The sequence below is a fragment of the Phormidium pseudopriestleyi FRX01 genome (genome assembly GCF_017313335.1).
GTDB classification, from domain to species: Bacteria; Cyanobacteriota; Cyanobacteriia; order Cyanobacteriales; family Laspinemataceae; genus Laspinema; species Laspinema pseudopriestleyi.
Map to the genome: position 1 here is coordinate 1 of NZ_JAFLQW010000002.1, position 20,520 is coordinate 20,520.

General features: G+C 48.4%; 16 protein-coding genes. 7 read left to right on the plus strand and 9 right to left on the minus strand.

What is annotated here, in order from left to right:
• From J0895_RS00020 to J0895_RS00030, 3 genes are all read right to left on the minus strand, one after another.
• On the minus strand, positions 1–581 hold a 581-nt coding region (locus J0895_RS00020; protein ID WP_207086102.1), incomplete at its 3' end, for a hypothetical protein.
• A gap of 139 nt (positions 582–720) precedes the next feature.
• A complete protein-coding gene (locus tag J0895_RS00025; RefSeq protein WP_207086103.1) occupies positions 721–1,179 on the minus strand; it encodes a YbhB/YbcL family Raf kinase inhibitor-like protein in 459 nt (152 codons plus the stop codon).
• A gap of 67 nt (positions 1,180–1,246) precedes the next feature.
• Positions 1,247–1,459: a hypothetical protein gene (locus tag J0895_RS00030; protein WP_207086104.1), complete on the minus strand. Its 213-nt coding sequence runs from the start codon at positions 1,457–1,459 to the stop codon at positions 1,247–1,249.
• Between the two features lie 223 nt (positions 1,460–1,682).
• On the opposite strand from J0895_RS00030, the gene J0895_RS00035 reads away from it, so the two are divergent.
• The 5 genes from J0895_RS00035 (at position 1,683) to cas6 (ending at position 11,585) form a co-directional block, all read left to right on the plus strand.
• Positions 1,683–3,344: an alpha-amylase family glycosyl hydrolase gene (locus J0895_RS00035; protein WP_207086105.1), complete on the plus strand. Its 1,662-nt coding sequence runs from the start codon at positions 1,683–1,685 to the stop codon at positions 3,342–3,344.
• Between the two features lie 629 nt (positions 3,345–3,973).
• Entirely contained in the window at positions 3,974–5,884 is a 1,911-nt protein-coding gene (locus J0895_RS00040) for an AAA-like domain-containing protein (RefSeq protein WP_207086106.1), read from the plus strand.
• 63 nt (positions 5,885–5,947) lie between these two features.
• Positions 5,948–6,544, plus strand: a complete 597-nt coding sequence (locus J0895_RS00045; RefSeq protein ID WP_207086107.1) for a hypothetical protein — start codon at positions 5,948–5,950, stop codon at positions 6,542–6,544.
• A gap of 63 nt (positions 6,545–6,607) precedes the next feature.
• On the plus strand, positions 6,608–10,168 hold the full coding sequence (locus J0895_RS00050; RefSeq protein ID WP_242540934.1) for a WD40 domain-containing protein: 3,561 nt from the start codon (positions 6,608–6,610) through the stop codon (positions 10,166–10,168).
• A 208-nt stretch (positions 10,169–10,376) separates the two neighbouring features.
• Positions 10,377–11,585 carry a CRISPR-associated endoribonuclease Cas6 gene (gene cas6 / locus J0895_RS00055; RefSeq protein WP_207086108.1) on the plus strand — a complete coding sequence of 403 codons (1,209 nt, stop codon included), beginning with the start codon at positions 10,377–10,379 and terminating at the stop codon, positions 11,583–11,585.
• Positions 11,586–12,058: 473 nt separating this feature from the next.
• Here cas6 and J0895_RS00060 read toward each other — a convergent pair whose 3' ends face one another.
• From J0895_RS00060 to J0895_RS00070, 3 genes are all read right to left on the minus strand, one after another.
• Positions 12,059–12,649: a hypothetical protein gene (locus J0895_RS00060; protein ID WP_207086109.1), complete on the minus strand. Its 591-nt coding sequence runs from the start codon at positions 12,647–12,649 to the stop codon at positions 12,059–12,061.
• 445 nt (positions 12,650–13,094) lie between these two features.
• The gene (locus J0895_RS00065; protein WP_207086110.1) at positions 13,095–15,404 is read right to left on the minus strand and encodes an amylo-alpha-1,6-glucosidase; all 2,310 of its coding nucleotides are present in this window, start codon (positions 15,402–15,404) and stop codon (positions 13,095–13,097) included.
• 250 nt (positions 15,405–15,654) lie between these two features.
• Entirely contained in the window at positions 15,655–16,728 is a 1,074-nt protein-coding gene (locus tag J0895_RS00070; protein ID WP_207086111.1) for a glycosyltransferase family 4 protein, read from the minus strand.
• A 509-nt stretch (positions 16,729–17,237) separates the two neighbouring features.
• Here J0895_RS00070 and J0895_RS00075 point away from each other — a divergent pair.
• On the plus strand, positions 17,238–17,576 hold the full coding sequence (locus J0895_RS00075) for a DUF760 domain-containing protein (RefSeq protein WP_207086112.1): 339 nt from the start codon (positions 17,238–17,240) through the stop codon (positions 17,574–17,576).
• Between the two features lie 36 nt (positions 17,577–17,612).
• Here the strand turns inward: J0895_RS00075 and ccmP are convergent, their stop codons facing one another.
• The 3 genes from ccmP to J0895_RS00090 all read right to left on the minus strand — a co-directional run bounded on the left by ccmP (position 17,613) and on the right by J0895_RS00090 (position 19,001).
• On the minus strand, positions 17,613–18,254 hold the full coding sequence (ccmP, locus tag J0895_RS00080) for a beta-carboxysome protein CcmP (protein WP_207086113.1): 642 nt from the start codon (positions 18,252–18,254) through the stop codon (positions 17,613–17,615).
• Between the two features lie 349 nt (positions 18,255–18,603).
• The gene (locus J0895_RS00085) at positions 18,604–18,765 is read right to left on the minus strand and encodes a hypothetical protein (protein WP_207086114.1); all 162 of its coding nucleotides are present in this window, start codon (positions 18,763–18,765) and stop codon (positions 18,604–18,606) included.
• A 38-nt stretch (positions 18,766–18,803) separates the two neighbouring features.
• Positions 18,804–19,001: a hypothetical protein gene (locus J0895_RS00090; RefSeq protein ID WP_207086116.1), complete on the minus strand. Its 198-nt coding sequence runs from the start codon at positions 18,999–19,001 to the stop codon at positions 18,804–18,806.
• A gap of 389 nt (positions 19,002–19,390) precedes the next feature.
• On the opposite strand from J0895_RS00090, the gene glyA reads away from it, so the two are divergent.
• Positions 19,391–20,520 (plus strand): serine hydroxymethyltransferase (gene glyA, locus J0895_RS00095; protein WP_207086118.1); only part of this gene is annotated, 1,130 nt, incomplete at its 3' end.

Consider the following 20,520-nt stretch of genomic DNA (forward strand, 5'->3'; position numbering starts at 1 on the left):
GCATGAATGTCTTCAGTCCCAGATTCGGGCCACGATCGCCGATAGGATGCCTCTTCTGGTTTACCCCATCCCAATTGGAGAAGGATTTCCAGGAAGTCGGATTTTTCCCATTTAAACAGGGTCGCCCATTCGGTTTTGAGGGCGATCGTCTCCACATCCGCTTTAGAAATTTGGCGATCGTTCAACCCATTATTCACCCTGAGATACAAATCCATACCCTCGGTGACTTCGGACCAAAACGACAACAGAGAGGGTTTAGCCGCCTTCAGAGTCTCCAGGTCCTCCGGCAGGGCAATCAGATGATCATGGAGTTGAGGATAGCAGAGGGTTTTGCCTTTCAGGGTAATGTCATGGCAAATCAGACCTGACACCTGATGCGATCGCTGATAGTCATGCACCGCTGCCTTAAAATCTTGATAGGCGGTAAACTTCTGTAGACCTTCCGGTTTGAGGAACTGGTCAACCACCTCAAGCCCGATCGCCGGAGTCGCTGACAAGTTCAAACGCTCCCCTCTGAGGCAAGCGCGGCGCTCCTGTTCCAAAATTTCGATTAACTCCTGCGTACTGTAGACCTTCGCCATCAGAACACCATCGGGTTGGACTTTACCGATAGTTTAACCTGGCTCAGGTACTCCAGGAGTGGGATAGGCTACCCAAATTCCGGATAAATGTGGCGAGGCGATCGCCCCTAGCTTGGACCCCTCGCCCATCCGGTTTCAACTAACCCGTTCTACCATACCGTCCCATCAGTTCGACTGCCCCTAAAATATGGCCTTCCATTGCAGATTTCACCTCCGCTTTGCTGGCCCCCGGTTCCAGACTGATCAGTGTATCTAAGGCATACAGTTTGAAAAAATAGCGGTGGGTTCCCTCCTCTGGACAAGGCGCACTATAACCTAACGTGCCAAAATCATTTTTTCCCTGGACTCCTCCGCGTTCCAGTCTCGGTTCGTTTGGCACACCGTGAGGCAGATGATGAATATTTGCCGGAATATCATAAGCCAGCCAGTGGGTTACGCTGCGCGTAGTCACATCCGGATCCTCCATAATCAGAACAAAACTTATTGTCCCAGGCGGAGGGGAGTCCCAACTCAGGGGTGGAGAAGTCTTTTCACCATCGCAGGTATGTTCAAACGGAAGGGTATTACCAATGAAAAAAGCCGGACTCTTAAATTCCATGACATTAATGCAGTTTACGGTTAACTCAGTGCGAGTGGTGTTTTTATCAATCGTTCCATTTTAACGGCTAAGGAGATATCTGGCTGTCATAGCATCGACTCTCCTGTAAAACTGTCCCCTTGTACTCACCCTTTCCAGACTCGGTGGCGATCGCCTGACCCCATCTTGCCCCCTGGGTTTTGGTTCCCAATCCGCCAACCTGACCCAAAGATCTAACTTCCGATAGATAGGTGATACTTTCTTCAGTTAGAGAGTCCTGACAATTGAATTGAGTTATCATTCATATCATGACCCCAAAAGGTACTCAATAGAGCGCCTTCGTCCACTCCCAGAAAAGGTCAGCTAAATCGAGCAGAGAATTTCCACCTCAATGGAAGAAGGAGTCTCGGATAACGCTTTCCCTTCTTTGGAACCCTACCACTTTTAAGCAAACTCATAAGGAGTCTCAATGGACAACGAGTGGTTTTGCTGCGGATTTATTTTTTAAAAAAGAGAGAACTTTAATGGCTAATGCGATAGAATTTAAGTTGTTTGCACCCTATAATAAAGGGGCTGCACTGATCGGCTCATTTTCCAAATGGGAAAACATTCCGATGGAAAAAGACGACCAGGGTTATTTTCGCACTTCAGTCAACCTCGAAGATGGGGTTTATGAGTATAAATTTCGAGTTCAGACCAAAACCGAATATTTAGACCCGGATTCGTGGGTATATGCGATCGACCCCTATGCCAAAGAAATTGATAAAACTGGGCAAAATGGGATTATCCGCATCAAAGATGGCGAACCCATTGTTGATACTTATGTCTGGAACCATGACCAGGTTCCCTTACCGAGTAATGGTGAGTTAGTCATCTATGAAATGCTTTTGGGTAACTTTTGTGGTCAGAAAGAAGACCGAGATAGAGGCGGTTTTCAATCCACTATTGAAAAATTAGATTATTTAGCAGATTTGGGGATTAATGCGATCGAGTTAATGCCCGTCATGAGTGGAGACCAAGGCTGGGGTTATCAGGTCAGTCACTATTTTGCTCCAGCCCCCCATTACGGTTCCTCAGCAGAGTTAAAGCGCCTCGTTGATGAATGTCACGCCCGAGGAATTCGAGTGATTATGGATATGGTTTTTAATCATTCCAATGATGAATGCCCTTTGTTAAAAATTGACCGAGATTACTGGTACTATCACTATAAGCATTATCCCGAAAATGACAACAATTGGTGGGGTCCCGAATTTAACTATGACCATCATGATGATAACCTAGATATTCGTCCAGCCTGGTCCTTTACCGGGGATGTCGTTCGGTACTGGATTCAGGAATATCACATTGACGGAATGCGGTATGATGCTTTGAGTCAACTCGCCAATTGGGAGTATTTACATTGGATTGCCAACCTCGCCCGAGAAACCGCTGGGAGCAAACCGTTTTATAATATCGGAGAACATATCCCCGAAAAACCGAAATATGCCCGGTTTGAAGGGCCGATGGATGGCTGTTGGCACGAGAGTTTCCACTACTTCTTAGTAGACTATATTTGCAATAATGATAGCTTGGAACTTGAGCAACTCAAGGAAGTGCTAGATTGCAAAAAGCAGGGGTATGAGGACTCAACCAATGTCATTAATTACCTATCTAACCATGACCAAGAGCGAATCCTCAACTTGTTAGGCGATCGGGGAATTTTTGATGACCCTGCTTTTGGGCGAACTAAATTAGGGGCGGCCATCCTAATGACCACCGTGGGTATTCCCATGCTATGGATGGGTCAAGAATTTGGTCAAGATAGCTGCCGACATTCCAATCAAACCGGCGAACTGAAATGGTATCTCTTAGACAACGAACGCAACCGCAGCTTGTTTGATTACTATAAAGGGTTAATCGCCTTACGCAAGCAAAATTATGCCATTCAAAGTGAAAATATCGAGTTTGTCCACGAAAATACCGATGAACAAGTCATCGCTTATATTCGATGGAATGACGAAGGTTCCCGAGTTGTCGTCGTGGCAAATTTTTCCGGTAATTTTCTGGGAGGTTATACTATTCCCGACTTTCCCGATAATGGACGATGGCACGAATGGACGAGAAACTATGATATTGAATCTCACGATAACCAATTAGTTCTCGATTTGGGTGAATTTGAAGCCCAAGTCTTTGTGTGGAATCCGTAATTCAGCCTCAAGAGGGTTTGGAGACCAAACCCCTACATCAGTGAAGGAGTCACTAAGAACGTTTGTAGTCACCCCTTTAGGGGTTGCCCTCTCAAGGTGCAAGGTGTATTTGTAGGGGCGCAATGCGCCCCTACATTCCATCACTCTTTTTCGTCATCAAATTTATCATCTTGACAGGGCTACCCCTTTAGGGGTTGCCTCTTGAGGAAAACTGAAGTAGAGGAGTAGGGTTGCCAGGGGAGTCTGGCTGAGTCCCTTGGGCTTCCAGACGATCGCCTGGAAGTTTTTGCTTAGGAATACCGGATTCCGGATGCCCCTTAGAGTGGTCGTCACCCATCCTCTGAAAGCTCTGTTGTTAACATCAGGAGGGCAGATTGGGGTTCTCTTCGTCCCCCCAACGACCCGCTACAGCCTCTTTAACTCGATAATCTATCCTCTACAACTTCACTTTATTTCCCGGAACAGGGGCTGCACCCTCTGAAAAACTTGGATTTATCCGGATAACTCATCGGTTCTGTAGTAAGATATCTTATAAATGGAGCAGAATTCTGGGATACCCTCTGAAACAGAGGAACTATCCGAGGATAACAGAGTCTCTGTTATTGTATCGTTAAAGGGGCAGTAAATCGGTGTTTTCCCGCGAGTTCCTAACTCAGATCGCACATCAGCATCAGCTTTCTCCAGATCAGGAGCGAGTCTTTTTGCTACGGTTTGCCGAGGATCAGGACTATGAAGATATTGCCGAACAGGTAGAAACTTCAAAAGGAGCCTGCCTCAAACGGATGGGTCAAGTTTATAAGAAATTTGGCATTGAAGGGGGGACTCGCGGGAAGGAAAGCGAACTGCGAGCATTTTTGGATCAACGCTGGGTGCAACATCGAGCCTCGGCGTTACCTGGTTTGGAGATGAATCTCGGTTCGCAAACCGCTAGAGGTGCAGACTCCCAGGTGTTATCCGAGATCTCAAGTGCGATCGCCGCTGTCTCGTCTGCGGCAATGGTGAGTCGGAAAGTTGCGATATTTTTCGGCGATCGCCAACCGGATGAACGACTACTCGACCCTTTAAAACGGGCGATCGCCCGTGCGGGTCATCAAATTATCCTCGCAGGGGATCATCCCCAGTCGGGAGAGAAGGGATTGGCACAACTGCAAGAGGAACTACAAGCTTGCGATCGCTTGTTACTGTTGCTCTCGGGACAATCCGCCTTCAGTGACCTGTTAATTGAAGAAGTGCGCCTCGCCCGAGAAGTGCGAGAGACCCGCAAAGATGGCACACCGGATATGTTTGCGATTCGGATCAATTGGCCGACGGATTCGCCGGTGAGTTACGATCTGCGCGTTTTATTACAAGGTGTACCCCAGCGCGAGTGGCGATCGCCCACCGATACCCCGGCGATCGTCAGCGAAGTGCTACAGGCGATCGCCACAGGCCGTTTTCCCCGGCAAGTTGCGGTAGAATCCGCCGTCATCAGCGCCTTAACCCCCACCTGGGAAAGTGCCGATGGTCGTCCCCTACCCTTTGCTGGACCGGAACTCCCGGAAGGTCAAGTGGATTTAGCCTCTCCCTTTTACGTCAATCGCACCCCCATCGAAGAGCGTTGTTATGAAATGATTTTGCAACCAGGTGCGCTGATTCGGATCAAAGCACCGCGACAAATGGGCAAAACTTCTTTAATGGCTCGCATTCTCAATCATGCGGCCAATCATGGCTATCGTCCGGTTCATTTGAGCTTTCACCTAGCCGATAAAGGAGTCTTTGCCAGCCTGGATAAATTCTTACAATGGTTCTGTGCTTATATCGGTCAGCAGTTACAACTCCCCAATCAACTTCCCGAATATTGGGATGATTTTTTAGGTAGTAATGTTAACTGCAAAGCCTACTTTGAAGAGTATCTGCTCCCAGAAATTAACACCCCTTTAGCCTTATGTCTCGATGAAGTAGACCGGGTTTTTCAACATCCGGATATTGCCGACGACTTTTTTGGCTTATTGCGAGCATGGCACGAAGAATCAAAACGGCGCGAGATTTGGAAAAAACTTCGTTTAGTCGTGGTTCATTCCACCGAAGTTTACATTCCTATGAATATCAATCAATCCCCCTTCAACGTGGGATTACCGATTGAATTACCGGAATTTACCCCCAATCTCGTCCAAGATTTAGCCCAGCGATATGGAATCAATTGGTGCGAAACAGACGTCAATCGTCTCATGAATATGGTAGGAGGACACCCCTTTTTAGTGCGGTTGGCGCTCTATCATATCGCTCGACAAGATATTACCCTAGAAACTCTCTTAAAAACTGCTCCCACCGAAGCGGGTTTTTATAACGACCATTTGCGGCGTCACCTGTGGAATTTAGAACAGCATCCTGCATTGGCTAGAGCCATGAAAGAGGTTGTTTTTAGTCCAAATCCGGTGCGATTGCCCTCAGAACAGGCGTTTAAATTACATAGCATGGGGTTAGTCAAGTTTCAAGGCAATGAAGTTGTCGAACGATGTGATTTATATCGCCAATATTTCCGCAATCGACTTGATGAATAGTTGAGATTCAGGGGCCTTTTACCATAGTCGGGCCAGTTATATTCGAGGAGCTGATCAGTTTCCATGACTCTCAAACATCTACCCGAAATTATCATGATGGTAGCGTTGGCGATCCCTCTATGTTTTACTCCGGCAGCCCATTCTCAAAGTGTTAAAATTTCCCCGGATAACTGCCCGAGAGAGAATCACCAAAATTTGGCGCTATCTTCTAGCTTAGGTGCAGACAGTGGAGGGTCCGATAGGGGTCAGGGGGTGCAACCCACCGGGTCATTAGCAGGTTCTGAAACCTGTTCTGGGGTGTCATCATTGGAGTTGAAACCCCAGACAACAGATCAAGGGTTGGTCCGGAGTAAACAAAGTAAAGATGCTTGTTTTATTTCCGGAAGAATTTATGGAATTGAACGCGAGAATTCCCGAGGAATTTATGTGGTGGTGATTGACCCCAATACCGATAATGCTTTAGCTCGATTTCCGGCTTATGCTAATTCTTCCAACCAACCGAATTATGAATTTTCATTGATGCGACCGGGGCGTTATTTACTAAGTGTCTTTCAAGACCGGGCCGGAACGTTGGTTCCCTTTAGGACGAGACCGAGTGAACGATTGATTAACTGTAGTCGGGGGAGTGAGTTGGAAGAAACGGACTTTGAGTTGCCGTAAATCAATGGGTTGAAACAGGACTGAAGGGTTTTCTAGGTTGTTCAGGGTTAAAACCGAGGGCCAATGCAGGTAGATACGGGTGACTGGATGAATAAAAAACTGACGGCGATGTACTATCAAGTCGGGGGAAGTTTACCGCCCGATTCTCCGACCTATGTCGTCCGTAAAGCCGATCGCGAACTCTATGAGAATCTCAAGGCGGGAGAGTTTTGCTATGTCCTGACATCGCGGCAAATGGGTAAATCCAGCTTGCAACTGAGGACGATGCAAACGCTTCAAGCGGAGGGATGTGCTTGTGCGGCGATCGATTTATCGGCGATCGGGAATAAAGACGTGACGCCGGTTCAGTGGTATAGCGGGATTATTCATACCCTGGTCAGTTATTTTAATTTGTTCAGTCGCCTGGAGTTTAGGAGTTGGTTGCGCGATCGCGACGAACTATCCCCAGTCCAATGCTTGCATGAATTTATCGACTCGGTTCTGCTGGTGCGGATGTCGGAAAATATCGTCATTTTTATTGACGAAATTGATAGCGTTCTGGGCTTAAATTTTCCGATTGATGACTTTTTTGCAGCAATTCGTGCTTGCTATAATAAACGAGCACAGAACCCAGAATACAAACGACTAACCTTTGTTTTACTCGGTGTAGCCACTCCCACGGAGTTGATTCAAGATAAAAGTCGAACCCCGTTTAATATCGGTCGAGCGATTCAAATTGAGGGGTTTAAACTCCCGGAAGCGCAACCGTTGGCGGAGGGTTTAGAACAAGGGTGCGATCGCCCCGAGGTGGTCCTGGAGGAGATTTTAAACTGGACCAATGGACAACCGTTTTTGACCCAGAAACTCTGTCAATTGGTGTTAGCGGCGCAGACTCCGATTGCGGCGGGGATGGAGGCAGAACGGGTGGAACAATTGGCCCAGTCGCAAATTGTGGACAATTGGGAATCTCAGGATGAACCCCCCCATTTAAAAACCCTGCGCGATCGCCTCCTGCGAAATGAACAAAAGGCCAGTCGGCTGTTAGGACTCTATCAACAAGTGTTACTCTCCGGAAAACTTCCGGCTGATAACAGTCCGGAACAACTGGAATTGCAACTATCCGGTTTAACCCTGAAGCGCCATTCTAAATTAACCGTTTATAACTCGATTTATGCCTTAGTTTTTAATGAGCAATGGGTGGAACAGGCATTAGCCGATTTGCGACCCTATGCCGAAGCATTATCCGCTTGGGTGGTGTCAGATTGCCAGGATGAATCGCGACTGTTGCGGGGACAGGCGTTACGGGATGCTCAACAATGGGCGACGACCCATAGTTTAAGCGATCGCGACTATCAGTTTCTCGCCGCCAGTCAAGAGGTGGAAAAACGGGAAGTTCAAAAAGCCCTAGAAGCCGAGAAAAAAGCGATTCAACTTTTAGCTGAAGCCAATCAAAAACAGGTAGAAGCCAATCGCATTTTAACCGAAGCCCAACAAAAAGCCAATCGGATGCTTAAACGAGCCTATTGGGGGATTATGGGACTGGTAGTTCTGGCCACAATTATCGTCTGTCGCGGTACCATTGCCTTAAAAGAAGCCCAAAAAGGAACATTAATTGAGCGCCAAGGTGCGAATGCTTTAAAGTGGTTTGAATCTGAAGGGGTGGAGCTCGAAGCCTTGTTACTGGCGATGCAAGCGGGACAAGATTTAAAAGCGCTGGTGAAGGGCGATCGGCGCTTGACTAATTATCCCACGATTAGTCCTTTGTATGCCTTACAAACCATTCTCCACCAAATCCATGAGAAAAATCAACTCACAGGCCATCAAGGTGCAGTTCGCAGTGTCAGCTTTAGTCCCAATGGACAATTTTTGGCCACGGCAGGAGAAGATGGAAAGGTGCAACTTTGGACTCGTGCAGGGGAGTATCTGCGGACTATTGGAGTTCATGAAAATGCTGTGGATAGCGTTAGGTTTAGTTCCGATGGTACGCGAATTGCCACCGCTTCCGAGGATGGAACGGTACAAATTTGGCAACGAGATGGAACCCCGATTGGGGCGATCGCCGCCGAAACTGAAGCCATTGATAGCGTTAGTTTTAGTCCCGATGGCGATCGCCTCGCTACCGCTTCAGAAAGTGGCACAGTCCGAGTCTGGAATCAGCAAGGAAAGTTGCTTAATGAAATAGGAAGCGTTAACCGTCAAATTAATACCGTGAGCTTTAGTCCCGACGGAGAACACTTTGCCACTGCCCAAGTCGAGGGAACCGTGCAAATTTGGAATCTAAATGGCCAACAGAAAGCCACCTTGACCATTCCCCCAAATCCCCGCCAAGAGTTCAGTTCTACCCCCGATGCTCAACCGTCAGTCAACAGCATGAGTTTTAGCCCCAACGGGGAATTATTAGCTACCGCTGGATTTGATGGAACGGTGAGAATTTGGAACTTATCGGGTCAAGAACTCTCGGAGTTTAACACTGCTCAAAGTGCAGTGAATAGCATGAGTTTTCATCCGAATGGGGCAGAAATAGCCATTGTCGGATTTGATGGGAAAGTGCGCCTATGGACATTAGAAGGGGTATTACTCAAGCAATTTAAAGGCGATCGCCATGATCGAATTACCAGCATGACCTTTAGTCCCGATGGAGAGCGTTTAGTCACTGGAGGAGTGGATGGAACAGTCCGACTCTGGGATATTTCCCGCCAAGGCAATCAGCCCTTCCCCGTGACTGAAACTCCCAGAAACTCCCCTTTATCCGAGAACGAGAACCCAGCCTCCAGCAACTCACCTAAAATGATGGTGCGATCGACTAAAATCCCTTTAGAAAATCAATTTCTACGGATCGGATTTAGCCCCGATGGTGAACGGTTTGCCACCGCTCAACCTGATGGAACGGTGCAAATTTGGACCCGTTCCGGTCAAGCAGTTATTCCCCCCTTTCAAGCTCATCAAAGTCGGATTTCTACCCTCAGTTTTAGCTGGGATGGAAAGTCTCTCGCCACCGCCGGGGAAGACGGAACGGTTCGTCTTTGGAATCAGTTAGGCCAACCCCTTCAGCCGGAGTTAAATCATAGCCGTGGGGAAGTCAAAAGCCTGAGTTTTAGTTTTGATGGACAGCGAATTGCCTTCGCCAATGGACCGGGACTGTTACAAATTTGGAATCTCTCGACAAACCAAGTCGATGAAATCCGCTTTCCCTACGGTCAAATTAGTAGCATTAGCTTTAGTCCGGAGGGTGACCGACTGGCGATCGCCTCCGCCGATGGCAAAATTCGCTTATGGAATCTATCGAGTGAAGAACTGGATAAATTTAACAGCGATACTCGATGGGTCACCACCATGAGTTTTAGTCCTGATGGACAACTGTTAGCCACCGCAGGAACCGATGGTACGGTTACAGTTTTTTTACTCAGAGGTCAACTTTCAAAACAAGTTTTAGCCAAATTTAAAGCGGATGAAACCGATGTTTTGAGCATGACCTTTCTCTCGGAAGGTCAAGGGCTGGTAACTGTGGGAACCGACAATACACTGCGCTGGTGGCGCATCAAAGAATTAGATGAATTGCTCGAAACCGGATGTAACTGGCTCACCGATTATTTGAAAGCGCATCCCCAAGTCCAAGCGGACCTACCCATTTGCCAGCAGCCCTAACTGTTACGAAGTGTTCAAGTCCCATCGGTCTAATATTTGTCCAGATTTTAATTGAGGAATTGTTATGTTAGTTTGGCAAATTTTTAAAATCAATCCCCGGTGTCGAAGTGATTGATTGTTAACTCCAACCCCACCTTTTAGCAAATTCCCATTCTGAGCGTTGCTCACGCGACTGAACCTTTTTTATACTACACCCAAGGAACTTACCATGATCTCAAATTTAACCTTGTCTCCCCTTCCTATCACCAAAACCCCCCTCCGGGAAGTTCTTTCCCCCCGTTATGTTCCCCACCCAACTCCTGTGGAAGTCCCCAGAACCCTCCCCAAAGAGGCCGTCACCTCTCACCTCACCTGGCCTGCGGATACAGAATTGCTCGGGTTAGTTTTTGAAGTGACCCCTCGGGCAGCGGATTATCTGTACGCCCAATACACTATTGGATTGCACGCTTGGTTTTTAGACCAAGTGCGACAAGCTGACCCGGAACTGTCTGCCTATTTACATGATGTCCAAACGGAAAAACCCTTTACCCTCTCGGGTTTAGAAGGTAAATTAGTCTCCTGCGGGAAAGATTTTCAACTACAACCGGGAGAAACCTATCGGTGGTATGTGACTGCTCTTTCTAAACCCGTTGTCCAGTTTTTGCAACAGTGGGTGAAGCAGTTACCGGAGACGATCGCCTTGCGGAAAGCGCCGTTAGAAATTCGGTCCTGTAAAATTTCGATTTTGCCAACCACCTATCAGCAATTATTCGCCTCCCAAGAAGTGAATTCCTCGACCTTGCAACTGAGCTTTATGACCCCGACGAGTTTCCGCCGGAAGAAACATCACTTCCCCCTGCCAGTCCCGGCCAATGTATTTCATAGTTATTTGCGCCGGTGGAATGATTTTTCGGGGATGAATATTGATCGCGACCTGTTTTTAAAATGGGTAGAGGAATCGGTGTTAATTCATCGTCATGAATTGCAGTCGGCGAAAGTGGCCGCCGGTAAAAAAGGCATGGTCACCGGATTTACCGGATTGGTGGAATTTGGATTATCTCGACAGTCGGGAGAAGTCCCAGAATTCGAGCGCCTATTCTATACCTTGGGACAATTTGCTCCCTATTGTGGAACGGGACATAAAACCACGTTTGGGTTAGGTCAAACCCGCTTAGGGTGGTCTGCTGAGGAAGCTATTCCGATTCCTTCTATCCACAGTATGTTAGCTGAACGGATTGGGGAATTAACGGAATTATTCATCGGCCAACGCAAGCGCAAAGGGGGCGATCGCGCTCGGGAAATTGCCGAAACCTGGGCCACTATCCTAGCCCGTCGTGAATTAGGGGAATCCTTACAGGCGATCGCCTCGGATTTACAAATGCCCTATCAAACGGTCAAAACTTATGCTAAATTAGCTCGCCGAGCTTTAAAAGTTTAGCATAATCTGATGTCTGGTTCCATCAATTCTGTAGGGACATAACCTGGCTATGTCCCTACTCTGATTCTCTAACCTGTGTCAAGGGGTTGGAATCGTCAGAACATCTATAGCAGATCCTTTATCAGTTGTGGAATGCCCTCACCCCCAACATAAGGCGGCCCAAAGGGGGAGAGGCCTGTCCTGAGCCCTGAGCCCCGCCGAAGGGTCGAAGGGGGCTGGGGGTGAGGGTGAGTCCGGGAACCGCTATATAGCGACCCTCAATGATTTGTAACCAAACTAGCGAGCAAGATGCTCGCACTCCCAAATTATACGCGAATAAATGTGGAACTATATCCCAGGTTTAATCAGATTTTTTCCATTCTATTAGTTATGGAGTGGGAAAATTTTTGTTGTGAGGTTTATATCCGGCAATCAAGGGAATCCTGGTATCCCCTGATTGCGCTAACATCCCATTGCACTCCGGTTCTTTGCTGTTACAGGATGTCAAATCCCGCTTCCCCTAATGCGCGATCGTAGATATCGACGGTATGAAGTGCGATCGCCCATTCACGAAGATACTCAAAGTCTAAATCCTCATTCTGAACCTTCAGCATCCAAACCAGATCCCGCCAGAGTTGATCTCCATTGCGATCGCTATCCCGATATTCGATGAGTTTTTGTAGAAAAATATCTTCCAAGGAAGGTACCCACAGCGATCGTTCGGGGTTCAGTTGCACCGTGATCGACTTGCGCCGACTAAATAGGGACTGCCAAAACGATTCATCTTTTAACAGCAACAGATTCACCGCAATATTCGTCTCTTTATGGACTAAGGTAACCCCCGATTGCGCCCGAATCGCTTCTCGCATGGCCGCTTCGGTTACCTTAAAATTGGGTTCAACCGCCTCAAACAATCCCCCCAACTTATCCCGACGCAAATCGACAATCAGCGCGATAAAACTTGGGATCTGGCGGTCGGTTTTCAGCGCATTGGCTAACCCACTTTCCGTCACATAAGGGATTGCCAATTGTTCAAGAATTTTAACCAATTTTAAAATGATTTTAATCGGATCTCCAATAGACACAGCTTTTCTCCTATTTTTTGTGGTTTAGTTTAAGTCAAATCTTCATACAATTTTACCCTATTTCCATCTCAAATAGTCGCTAATTTATTCTATTATTCATCAATAGGCGAGCTGTAAGTTTCGCTAGTGTAATCAAATTAAATGCAAGGGCAGCTTACTAAGAATTTGGACTATCCCTTAATCCGTGGGAGCATCTGGCTCCCTTGGTGTTGTAGAAAGCAAAAGAAGTGGGAGCCTCTGGCTCCCTTAGTGTAGTCGGGCACCAGATGCTCCCACGGATGAATATAGCAGTTCTAAATCAGTTGTGGAATGCCCTCACCCCTTTCTCGTCGGCGGCCCAAAGGGGGAGAGGGGAGCATCCGAGGGCATAAATCATTTAGGATTGCTATAGTCGGATCAGAATGATTTAAACTCGCTTTATACTGCCCCTGCATCCAGAAGTGAATTAGGCTTCAATCACCACCCGCAGGTTGCCACGTTTTTTGGTGACTCGGCAGGCGGTGGTGGTTCCGGACCGCTCAAACTCTAAATCGAGGAGGGTGGAACCGACGCGCAGATTCTGTATGGATAGACATTTGATCGCCTCGGGGAGGGCGGGATCAATAATTCGCAGATAATTTCCTGGCGCATCGGGCACTAGATTCGCCATTGTATGAATGAACTGAAAAATACTGCCACTGGCCCAAGCTTGGGGAGAACAGGCGACAGGATACCGGACAGGTTCATTACCATCACTGCGATCATACCCGCAAAACAGTTCCGGAGGCCGTTGATAGGGCTGCATAATCGTCATATTCAGGATACTTTCGGTCACTTCCAGGGCTTGATCAATGTATCCTTTCGATCGCAATCCCAAAGCAATCAAAGCATTATCGTGAGGCCACACCGACCCGGTATGATATCCCATCGGATTATACGCCGGAGATAAGCGGCTGAGGGTGCGAATTCCCCACCCACTAAACAGATCCGGTGCAAGGAGTCGTTCCGCCACACTTTGAGCCTTTTCTGGGGTAAAAATGCCCAAGTTCAAACAATGGCCGGGATTCGAGGAAATGCCATCGATCAATTTGCCTTCCCCATCCAAGGCTAAGGCGCAGAAATCCAGGTCTGAGACCCAAAAATCCCGGTTGAAACGGGTTTTCAGATTTCGCGCTTCTTCTTCCCAGCGTTCTGCCAAATCCAGGCGTTTTTTCAAGCGGGCGAGTTCGCTAAGACGCTGTTTGGCGGCATAGACATATCCCTGCACTTCACATAAGGCGATCGGGGCGTTGGCTAATTTGCCCTCGCGATCGACAATGCAATCATTGGAGTCTTTCCACCCTTGGTTCACCAATCCGCGATTGGATTTACAGGCGTAGGTGAGATAACCTGTTGCTTCCATTTCGCGGTCAATCCATTCCATTGCCGCGATCGCATTCAACCACAGGCGATCGAGGGTCTCGCGATCGTGAGTCCAAGCATAATATTCCGCATACAGCATCAACCACAGCGGGGTGGCATCCACTGTTCCGTAATAGGGCGTATGGGGAACTTCATTGCATCGCGCCATTTCCCCTAAGCGGATTTCATGCAAAATTTTGCCCGGTTGTTCATCCCGCCATTCATCCGAGGTTTTGCCTTGATATTCGGCCAAAATTTCCAGGGTCGATCGCGCGATCGCCGGGTCTAAAATCAGGGTTTGAGAAGCGGCAATAATCGAGTCTCGTCCAAACAAGGTCGAAAACCAGGGAATTCCTGCCGATAGCGCTTTGCCTTTCCCCCAACTTTGCCTCAGCAAATAAATATCTTGTTCCGCTTGCTCGATCGCCTCATTGATCGCTTTATTATTAGTGCGAATCCGGGTCGCAGAATTGCGCCATTCTTGCTCTTCCATCAAAATCGATGCTTTCGCCTGCATCAGGCTTCCCGGCGTATTTCCCGCAGTTGTATGCCGGTTGTCCGTGAGCAGTTGCAGACGATACCCGAAGACTTGCGTTTCGTGAGAGTCCAATTCTAAGTTCCAAACGGCAGTATATCCGTCCAGATAATCCGGTTGACGATGGACAAAATTGATGCGAGATTCCATCACCGAACCGTCAAGTCCTTTGTAGGCTAACATCAGTTCCTGGGGCGGTTTCATCCCGGAGGAAGTCTGCGATCGCCCGGGGGAGTCTTCTTCTTTCATCAGTTCAGGATTCTCCCCGAATTCCCCTGAACCATTGCCATTGTGTGACCGATTGTCCGGTTGGTCCTGGCGTAAAAGCTGGCCGCGTCCTTCCCGATTAAATCCCCGAATTTCAAACAAGTCTACAAAATCAGCGCCAAAGCTGAGGGTGAGTTGAAATTTCACCGGCTGCGTGTTATAGTTTGTTACCTTGAGTTCTTCAAACAATCCACCATTCAAGATGATATCCCGTTGAATGCCGATCGTCTCTGCCCGAATGCGATCGCCAATCCGGGGATTCGCACACAATACAGACATGGCGAATCCCTTGCGAGCATTGCTACTCAGCAGAATGGGTGCATGACCCTCAATTTGCAGTTCTAAGCGACTTAAAAAGCGGGTATCGTGACAGAACAAACCCATGCTGCCTTGACGTTCGTCCGTCAGCAACCCCGCGATATTGCCGATGGTATCGGTAATTAAAAATAGATCGTCATCTTTGAGGGTGAGAGTCGGTTGGGGATGTTCACTCACCACACTCGGCCATTGGGCGATCGCTGTTGCTTCGGCGGGAACGAATAATTTCCCTTCGATTTCTACGGTATCTGACATAATCCTCAGACTTGCTCGTACACATTAAAAAGGCAGTCGCAGAAATTTAGACTGAGCCAAATGTTTTACGACCGCCTGTTTTATTATAGCTTTCTATTTGAGGATGACCGACCCGAACCGTGGCGGCGGTACAGTCGTCAGAGTTAGAAACCGGGTTTCTTCAGACAATCTGGGGTCATTTCCCACAAATCTATTGCATAAACCCGGTTTCTTGTCTTATCTCTCTGGGTAGATCCGAGGCCATTTCCAACTAGGCAACATTCAGACGACTGAAAACCTTAGCATTTTTGGTAAAGCGTTCCGCCATGATTTGCTGATACACCGCTTCATAACCCTCCGTCATCCGGGTTACGCTGAAGTGGGAGAGGACGCGATCGCGGCAGTCATAACGGTTCAATTCTGCCGCTTTATCAATGGACTCAATGCACTCGTCCACCGTCTGACACAAAAAGCCGGTTTTCCCGTGAGCGATGACTTCCGGTGTCGCCCCCATTTCCATTGCAATCACGGGGGTTCCTGTTGCCATTGATTCAATCATCACTAATCCAAACGGTTCGCGCCAGGTAATCGGGAATAACGTTGCGATCGCGCCCCCCATTAACTCACATTTTTGAGCGTGGTTAGCTTCCCCTAAATATTGGATTTGCTTGCCGTCAATCTGGGGCGCAATCTCCCGCTCAAAAAACTCGCGATCGACGTTATCTACTTTCCCCGCCATCTTTAACTGCCAACCTGAGCGCTTGGCAATCTCGATCGCCAAGTGAGGACCTTTTTCTGGGGACAGTCGGCCTAAGAATGCTAAATACGGGGGAGTTTCCGGTTGCGATCGAAACTCATAAATCCCGGGATCAATGCCGTTATAAACTGTTCCCACGCAATTGAGGCCCAATCGTGGCTCTCTTTGTGCGTTAGAAATGCTCACATAATGTTGATTCCGAGCATGGGTAAATAGCTTTTCATTATCCGGAGTGAAAATCCCATGCAGGGTATGAACCGTCGGGGTTTTCACCAAATTAGCGTAGGAGAGCGCACTTGCCCCAGTATGTGCGTGAATAATATCAAACTCATCCGCTCTTTCGTACAGCTGACTCAGTTGCAGCATTTCATAAATGTTATATTCCTTGACGGTCGGGTCCGTCCGAATTGCTCTGGGATGAACGGATTCTAGTTGGGCTAACGTCACAGAATCCCCGGTGGCAAATAAAGTGACTTCATGTCCTCGGCGAACCAGTTCATCGGTGAGTAAACCTACAACCAATTCTATACCACCATAAGCCGGAGGGGGGACTCGTTCCCATAATGGCGCGACTTGGGCGATCCGCATATAAATCTCTCCTGTTTTAGGGAAAAAAAATTAATGTTCAAAAGGCTGGTCAAGGAATTAAAACCAGCGCCACTTATTCTTTAGCCGCACTTTACATAAAGTGCGATTACTTTGTCAATTGCCCGTCAGTACGGAAAACCGACTGATATCAAGTTCGGTAAGCTCAACTTATCAGAGTCATCGGGTTTAGCTTATCTATCGCGTTTCCCATAGTTATTCGCGGACATTTTTGGAGTGCGAGCATCTTGCTCGCTATTGTTCATTTCGTGCAAGATGCTCCCACTCCTTTAAATATCTGAACCTGATCTGAACCTCATGAGTCCACCGAACCGCTATATGATAAAAGCCCTCAAAACTCACTCGGCCTGTTTCAGTCAGGGAACAATCTGAGTCCGAGTGGCAGAATCCGTCAGGGTAGTTCGGTTTTGCTCACTATAACTCTGGGGTTAGGCTTGCTATCGTAGAACTATAGAAACCGTAAAGATGGACTATCCAAAAGACATAAAACCATGAATAATTTATCGAATCGCGGACATTCCTTCTTTAAAAACGACTCAGAAGACGAAAATAGCCTCTGGGAATATATGCAAGAACTGCATCCCGAGACGATGGCGAAACTGTCGCACCCCTCCAGTGCAGCGGCGGAAATCATGGAACGTAACCTCAAAGGAATGTTAGGAGCTTTGCCTCCGGAACATTTCGGCGTCACTATCACCACCAGTCGGGAAAATCTGGGTCGGATGTTAGCTTCGGCGATGATGAGTGGTTACTTTTTACATAATGCCGAACAGCGACAAGTGTTAGAACAGTCCCTCAAAGCTGGGGCGATCGACTCAAGCGAATCCTAAAAGCGGTAGGGTAGGCGGCGAAATTCATCCCGGTGATCATTCCTTTCGTTTTTCCATCGGGTGTTCACGTCCCACAATATTTTCAATCGCGGCAACCGCCGCCGCCGAACCCGCTAAAATATCCCGTTCTTCTCCGCCGAGATAGAGGCGACCAAAACTGCCCACCGCTTGAACTTGTAAGATATTAATCAACGCGGCTTTTTCGGCTTCATTTGCGGCTAAAGCAGCATAAGCAGCGGGTTCCACTTCCAAAACATACAAGGTTTGACCCGCGAGAAGCATTTGGCCGCGTCGGTTACGATTGATCAGTTGAGTTTGATGGGGATCAACATTGCGGATAATTTGACTCGACACAATGCGCGGTTTGAGGCGATCGCGTTCCTGCACCCCCAGGGCCTCCAAAATCGCTCCTCCTGCGGCCCTCGTTTCCCCTTGCGAACTGGAATGAATTTCCAGTAACCCATAGAGTCTTTCTACAAATTGCACCCCCGGACGCACCGAGGTCGATTTGAGCGCGATATCGGTAATGCGGTTGATTTCAATGCCGGGAGAGATTTCAATCCACAGGGAGGCATCTCCGGGTAGGGGTAAGAACCCCAGGGCCACAGTCCCGATATAGGCGGCGTGTTGGGACTGCAAGTTGTCTAAAAATACATAACTTCGTAGTTCTATCCCCAAGGTTTAAGTCTCCTGTGTTCGGGCAAACAGCCCACTGTGCTGCAACCTTTGAGTGTATCTTATTTTCGGGAACCGTTGATATTTGGAGATGGGGAAAACTGACCGGAGGGGTCAGTAACTCTGACGACATATAGCGGTTCTAAATGAATTTGCGAATGGACGTCGGCGGCCCCCAACCGTCGGCGGCCCAAAGCGGGAGAGGCCTGTCCTGAGCCCTGAGCCCTGAGCCAGTCGAAGGGTCGAAGGGGGACGGGGGTGAGGTGTCAAACTGCTGCAAGACTGGCTATAGAAGGCAAGGCAGTACCTTGTCCTGGGCGGGATGGGTGAATTGGAACTCGTTCTGGATGGTTCAAGATTGTAATGCCGATCGCTCAGGGGGAAAATTCCGGGGAAGTATTTTCCACCTGAGCGATCGCACTTCACTCGCACAGAGTCCCACGAGTTTTGCCGGTGCTCTAACTTGGGTGGTTTGATTTTCCAGTTGTTGACGTTCTAGCCGTCTCGAATCCATCGCCATCTTCGTATAGCGCCGAGACCCTGCGCGATCGATTAATCAATATTGGCGATCGTGAATCCCATCTGGCACTGATAGCGTTCCGGTTGAGCCTCCGAACATTTTGCCATGATATAACCACAACTGAGTTGTCCACCTCGCCACCGGGGTTGACCACTAGCATCCGCAAGTAAACAGCTTTGACAGACTTGCCGGGGAGCAAGCACTTGATTTTCCATTACAATAACCAGCATTCGACACCTCCATTGCGATCGCCGATGCCACTGCATCTATCTTAAGTCAACAGTTCTGACATCCCCTGAAATTTGGGCTAAAGCTTAACGTTTTGTGATATTAGGAACCGTATCTTCCGTTGCATTTTTCCGGATTTTTGGCCCATTTCCAAACTTGCCGCACCCTCGGGTCGCCTTGAGAGTCGCCCAGGACGGGTTTCGGCAAGATTCAGTTTCAGACGGACTGAAAATCGTACTATAATCAATCATCTCAAATCCTGGAATTTTCCCGATCGCCCCCAGTGCCCCTTTTATTTTTGCTTCTGGACTCCCCCATCAAACAGCCCAGTTGATCTAGCCAGTTCCCCAAGATTTGTGATAATTTTGTTTTCTTTGATAGAGGTTCAGCCGTGACTCAGACCAACTTAGACTTCCTAGCAACTACCGATCCAGAGCTTACAGGTTACATCCAGCAAGAATTACAACGCCAACGGGATGGCATCGAACTGATTGCCAGCGAAAACTTTACCTCCCCCGCAGTTTTAGCCGCCCAAGGTTCAGTTCTGACCAACAAATATGCCGAAGGATTGCCGGGTAAGCGCTATTATGGCGGGTGCGAATTTGTCGATAAAATTGAACAACTCGCCATCGATCGCGCCAAACAGCTATTTGGTGCCGCCCATGCCAACGTCCAACCCCATTCCGGCGCTCAGGCCAATTTTGCCGTATTCCTAGCCCTGTTGCAACCTGGGGATACGATCATGGGGATGGACCTCTCTCATGGGGGACATTTAACCCACGGGTCTCCCGTGAACGTTTCGGGGAAATGGTTTAAAGTCGAACATTACGGCGTCAGTCGCGAAACCGAACGCCTCGATTATGACCAAATTCGCGATTTGGCGAAGCAACATCAGCCGAAAATGCTCATTTGCGGCTATTCTGCCTATCCTAGAATCATTGATTTCGAGAAATTCCGGGCGATCGCCGATGAAGTTGGGGCCTATCTGATGGCGGATATCGCCCACATCGCCGGGTTAGTCGCCACGGGACATCATCCCAATCCCATCTCCCACTGCCACGTTGTCACCACCACTACCCACAAAACCCTACGCGGTCCTCGCGGTGGTTTAATCCTCACCCACGACGAGGAATTGGGCAAAAAATTTGATAAAGCTGTCTTCCCCGGCAGCCAAGGCGGACCCTTGGAACACGTCATTGCCGGAAAAGCTGTCGCCTTTGGAGAAGCCCTCAAACCTGAGTTTAAAGCCTATTCGGGCCAAGTCATCGCCAATGCTCAGGCAATGGCGGCTCAATTGCAAAACCGAGGACTGAAACTGGTGAGCGATGGAACGGATAATCATTTGATGCTGGTGGACCTGCGATCGATTGAAATGACGGGTAAACAAGCGGATAAACTGGTGAGCGAAGTGCATATCACCGCGAATAAAAATACTGTCCCCTTCGATCCGCAATCGCCCTTTGTCACCAGTGGATTGCGCTTAGGGTCTCCAGCGATGACCACACGCGGCATGGGAACGAC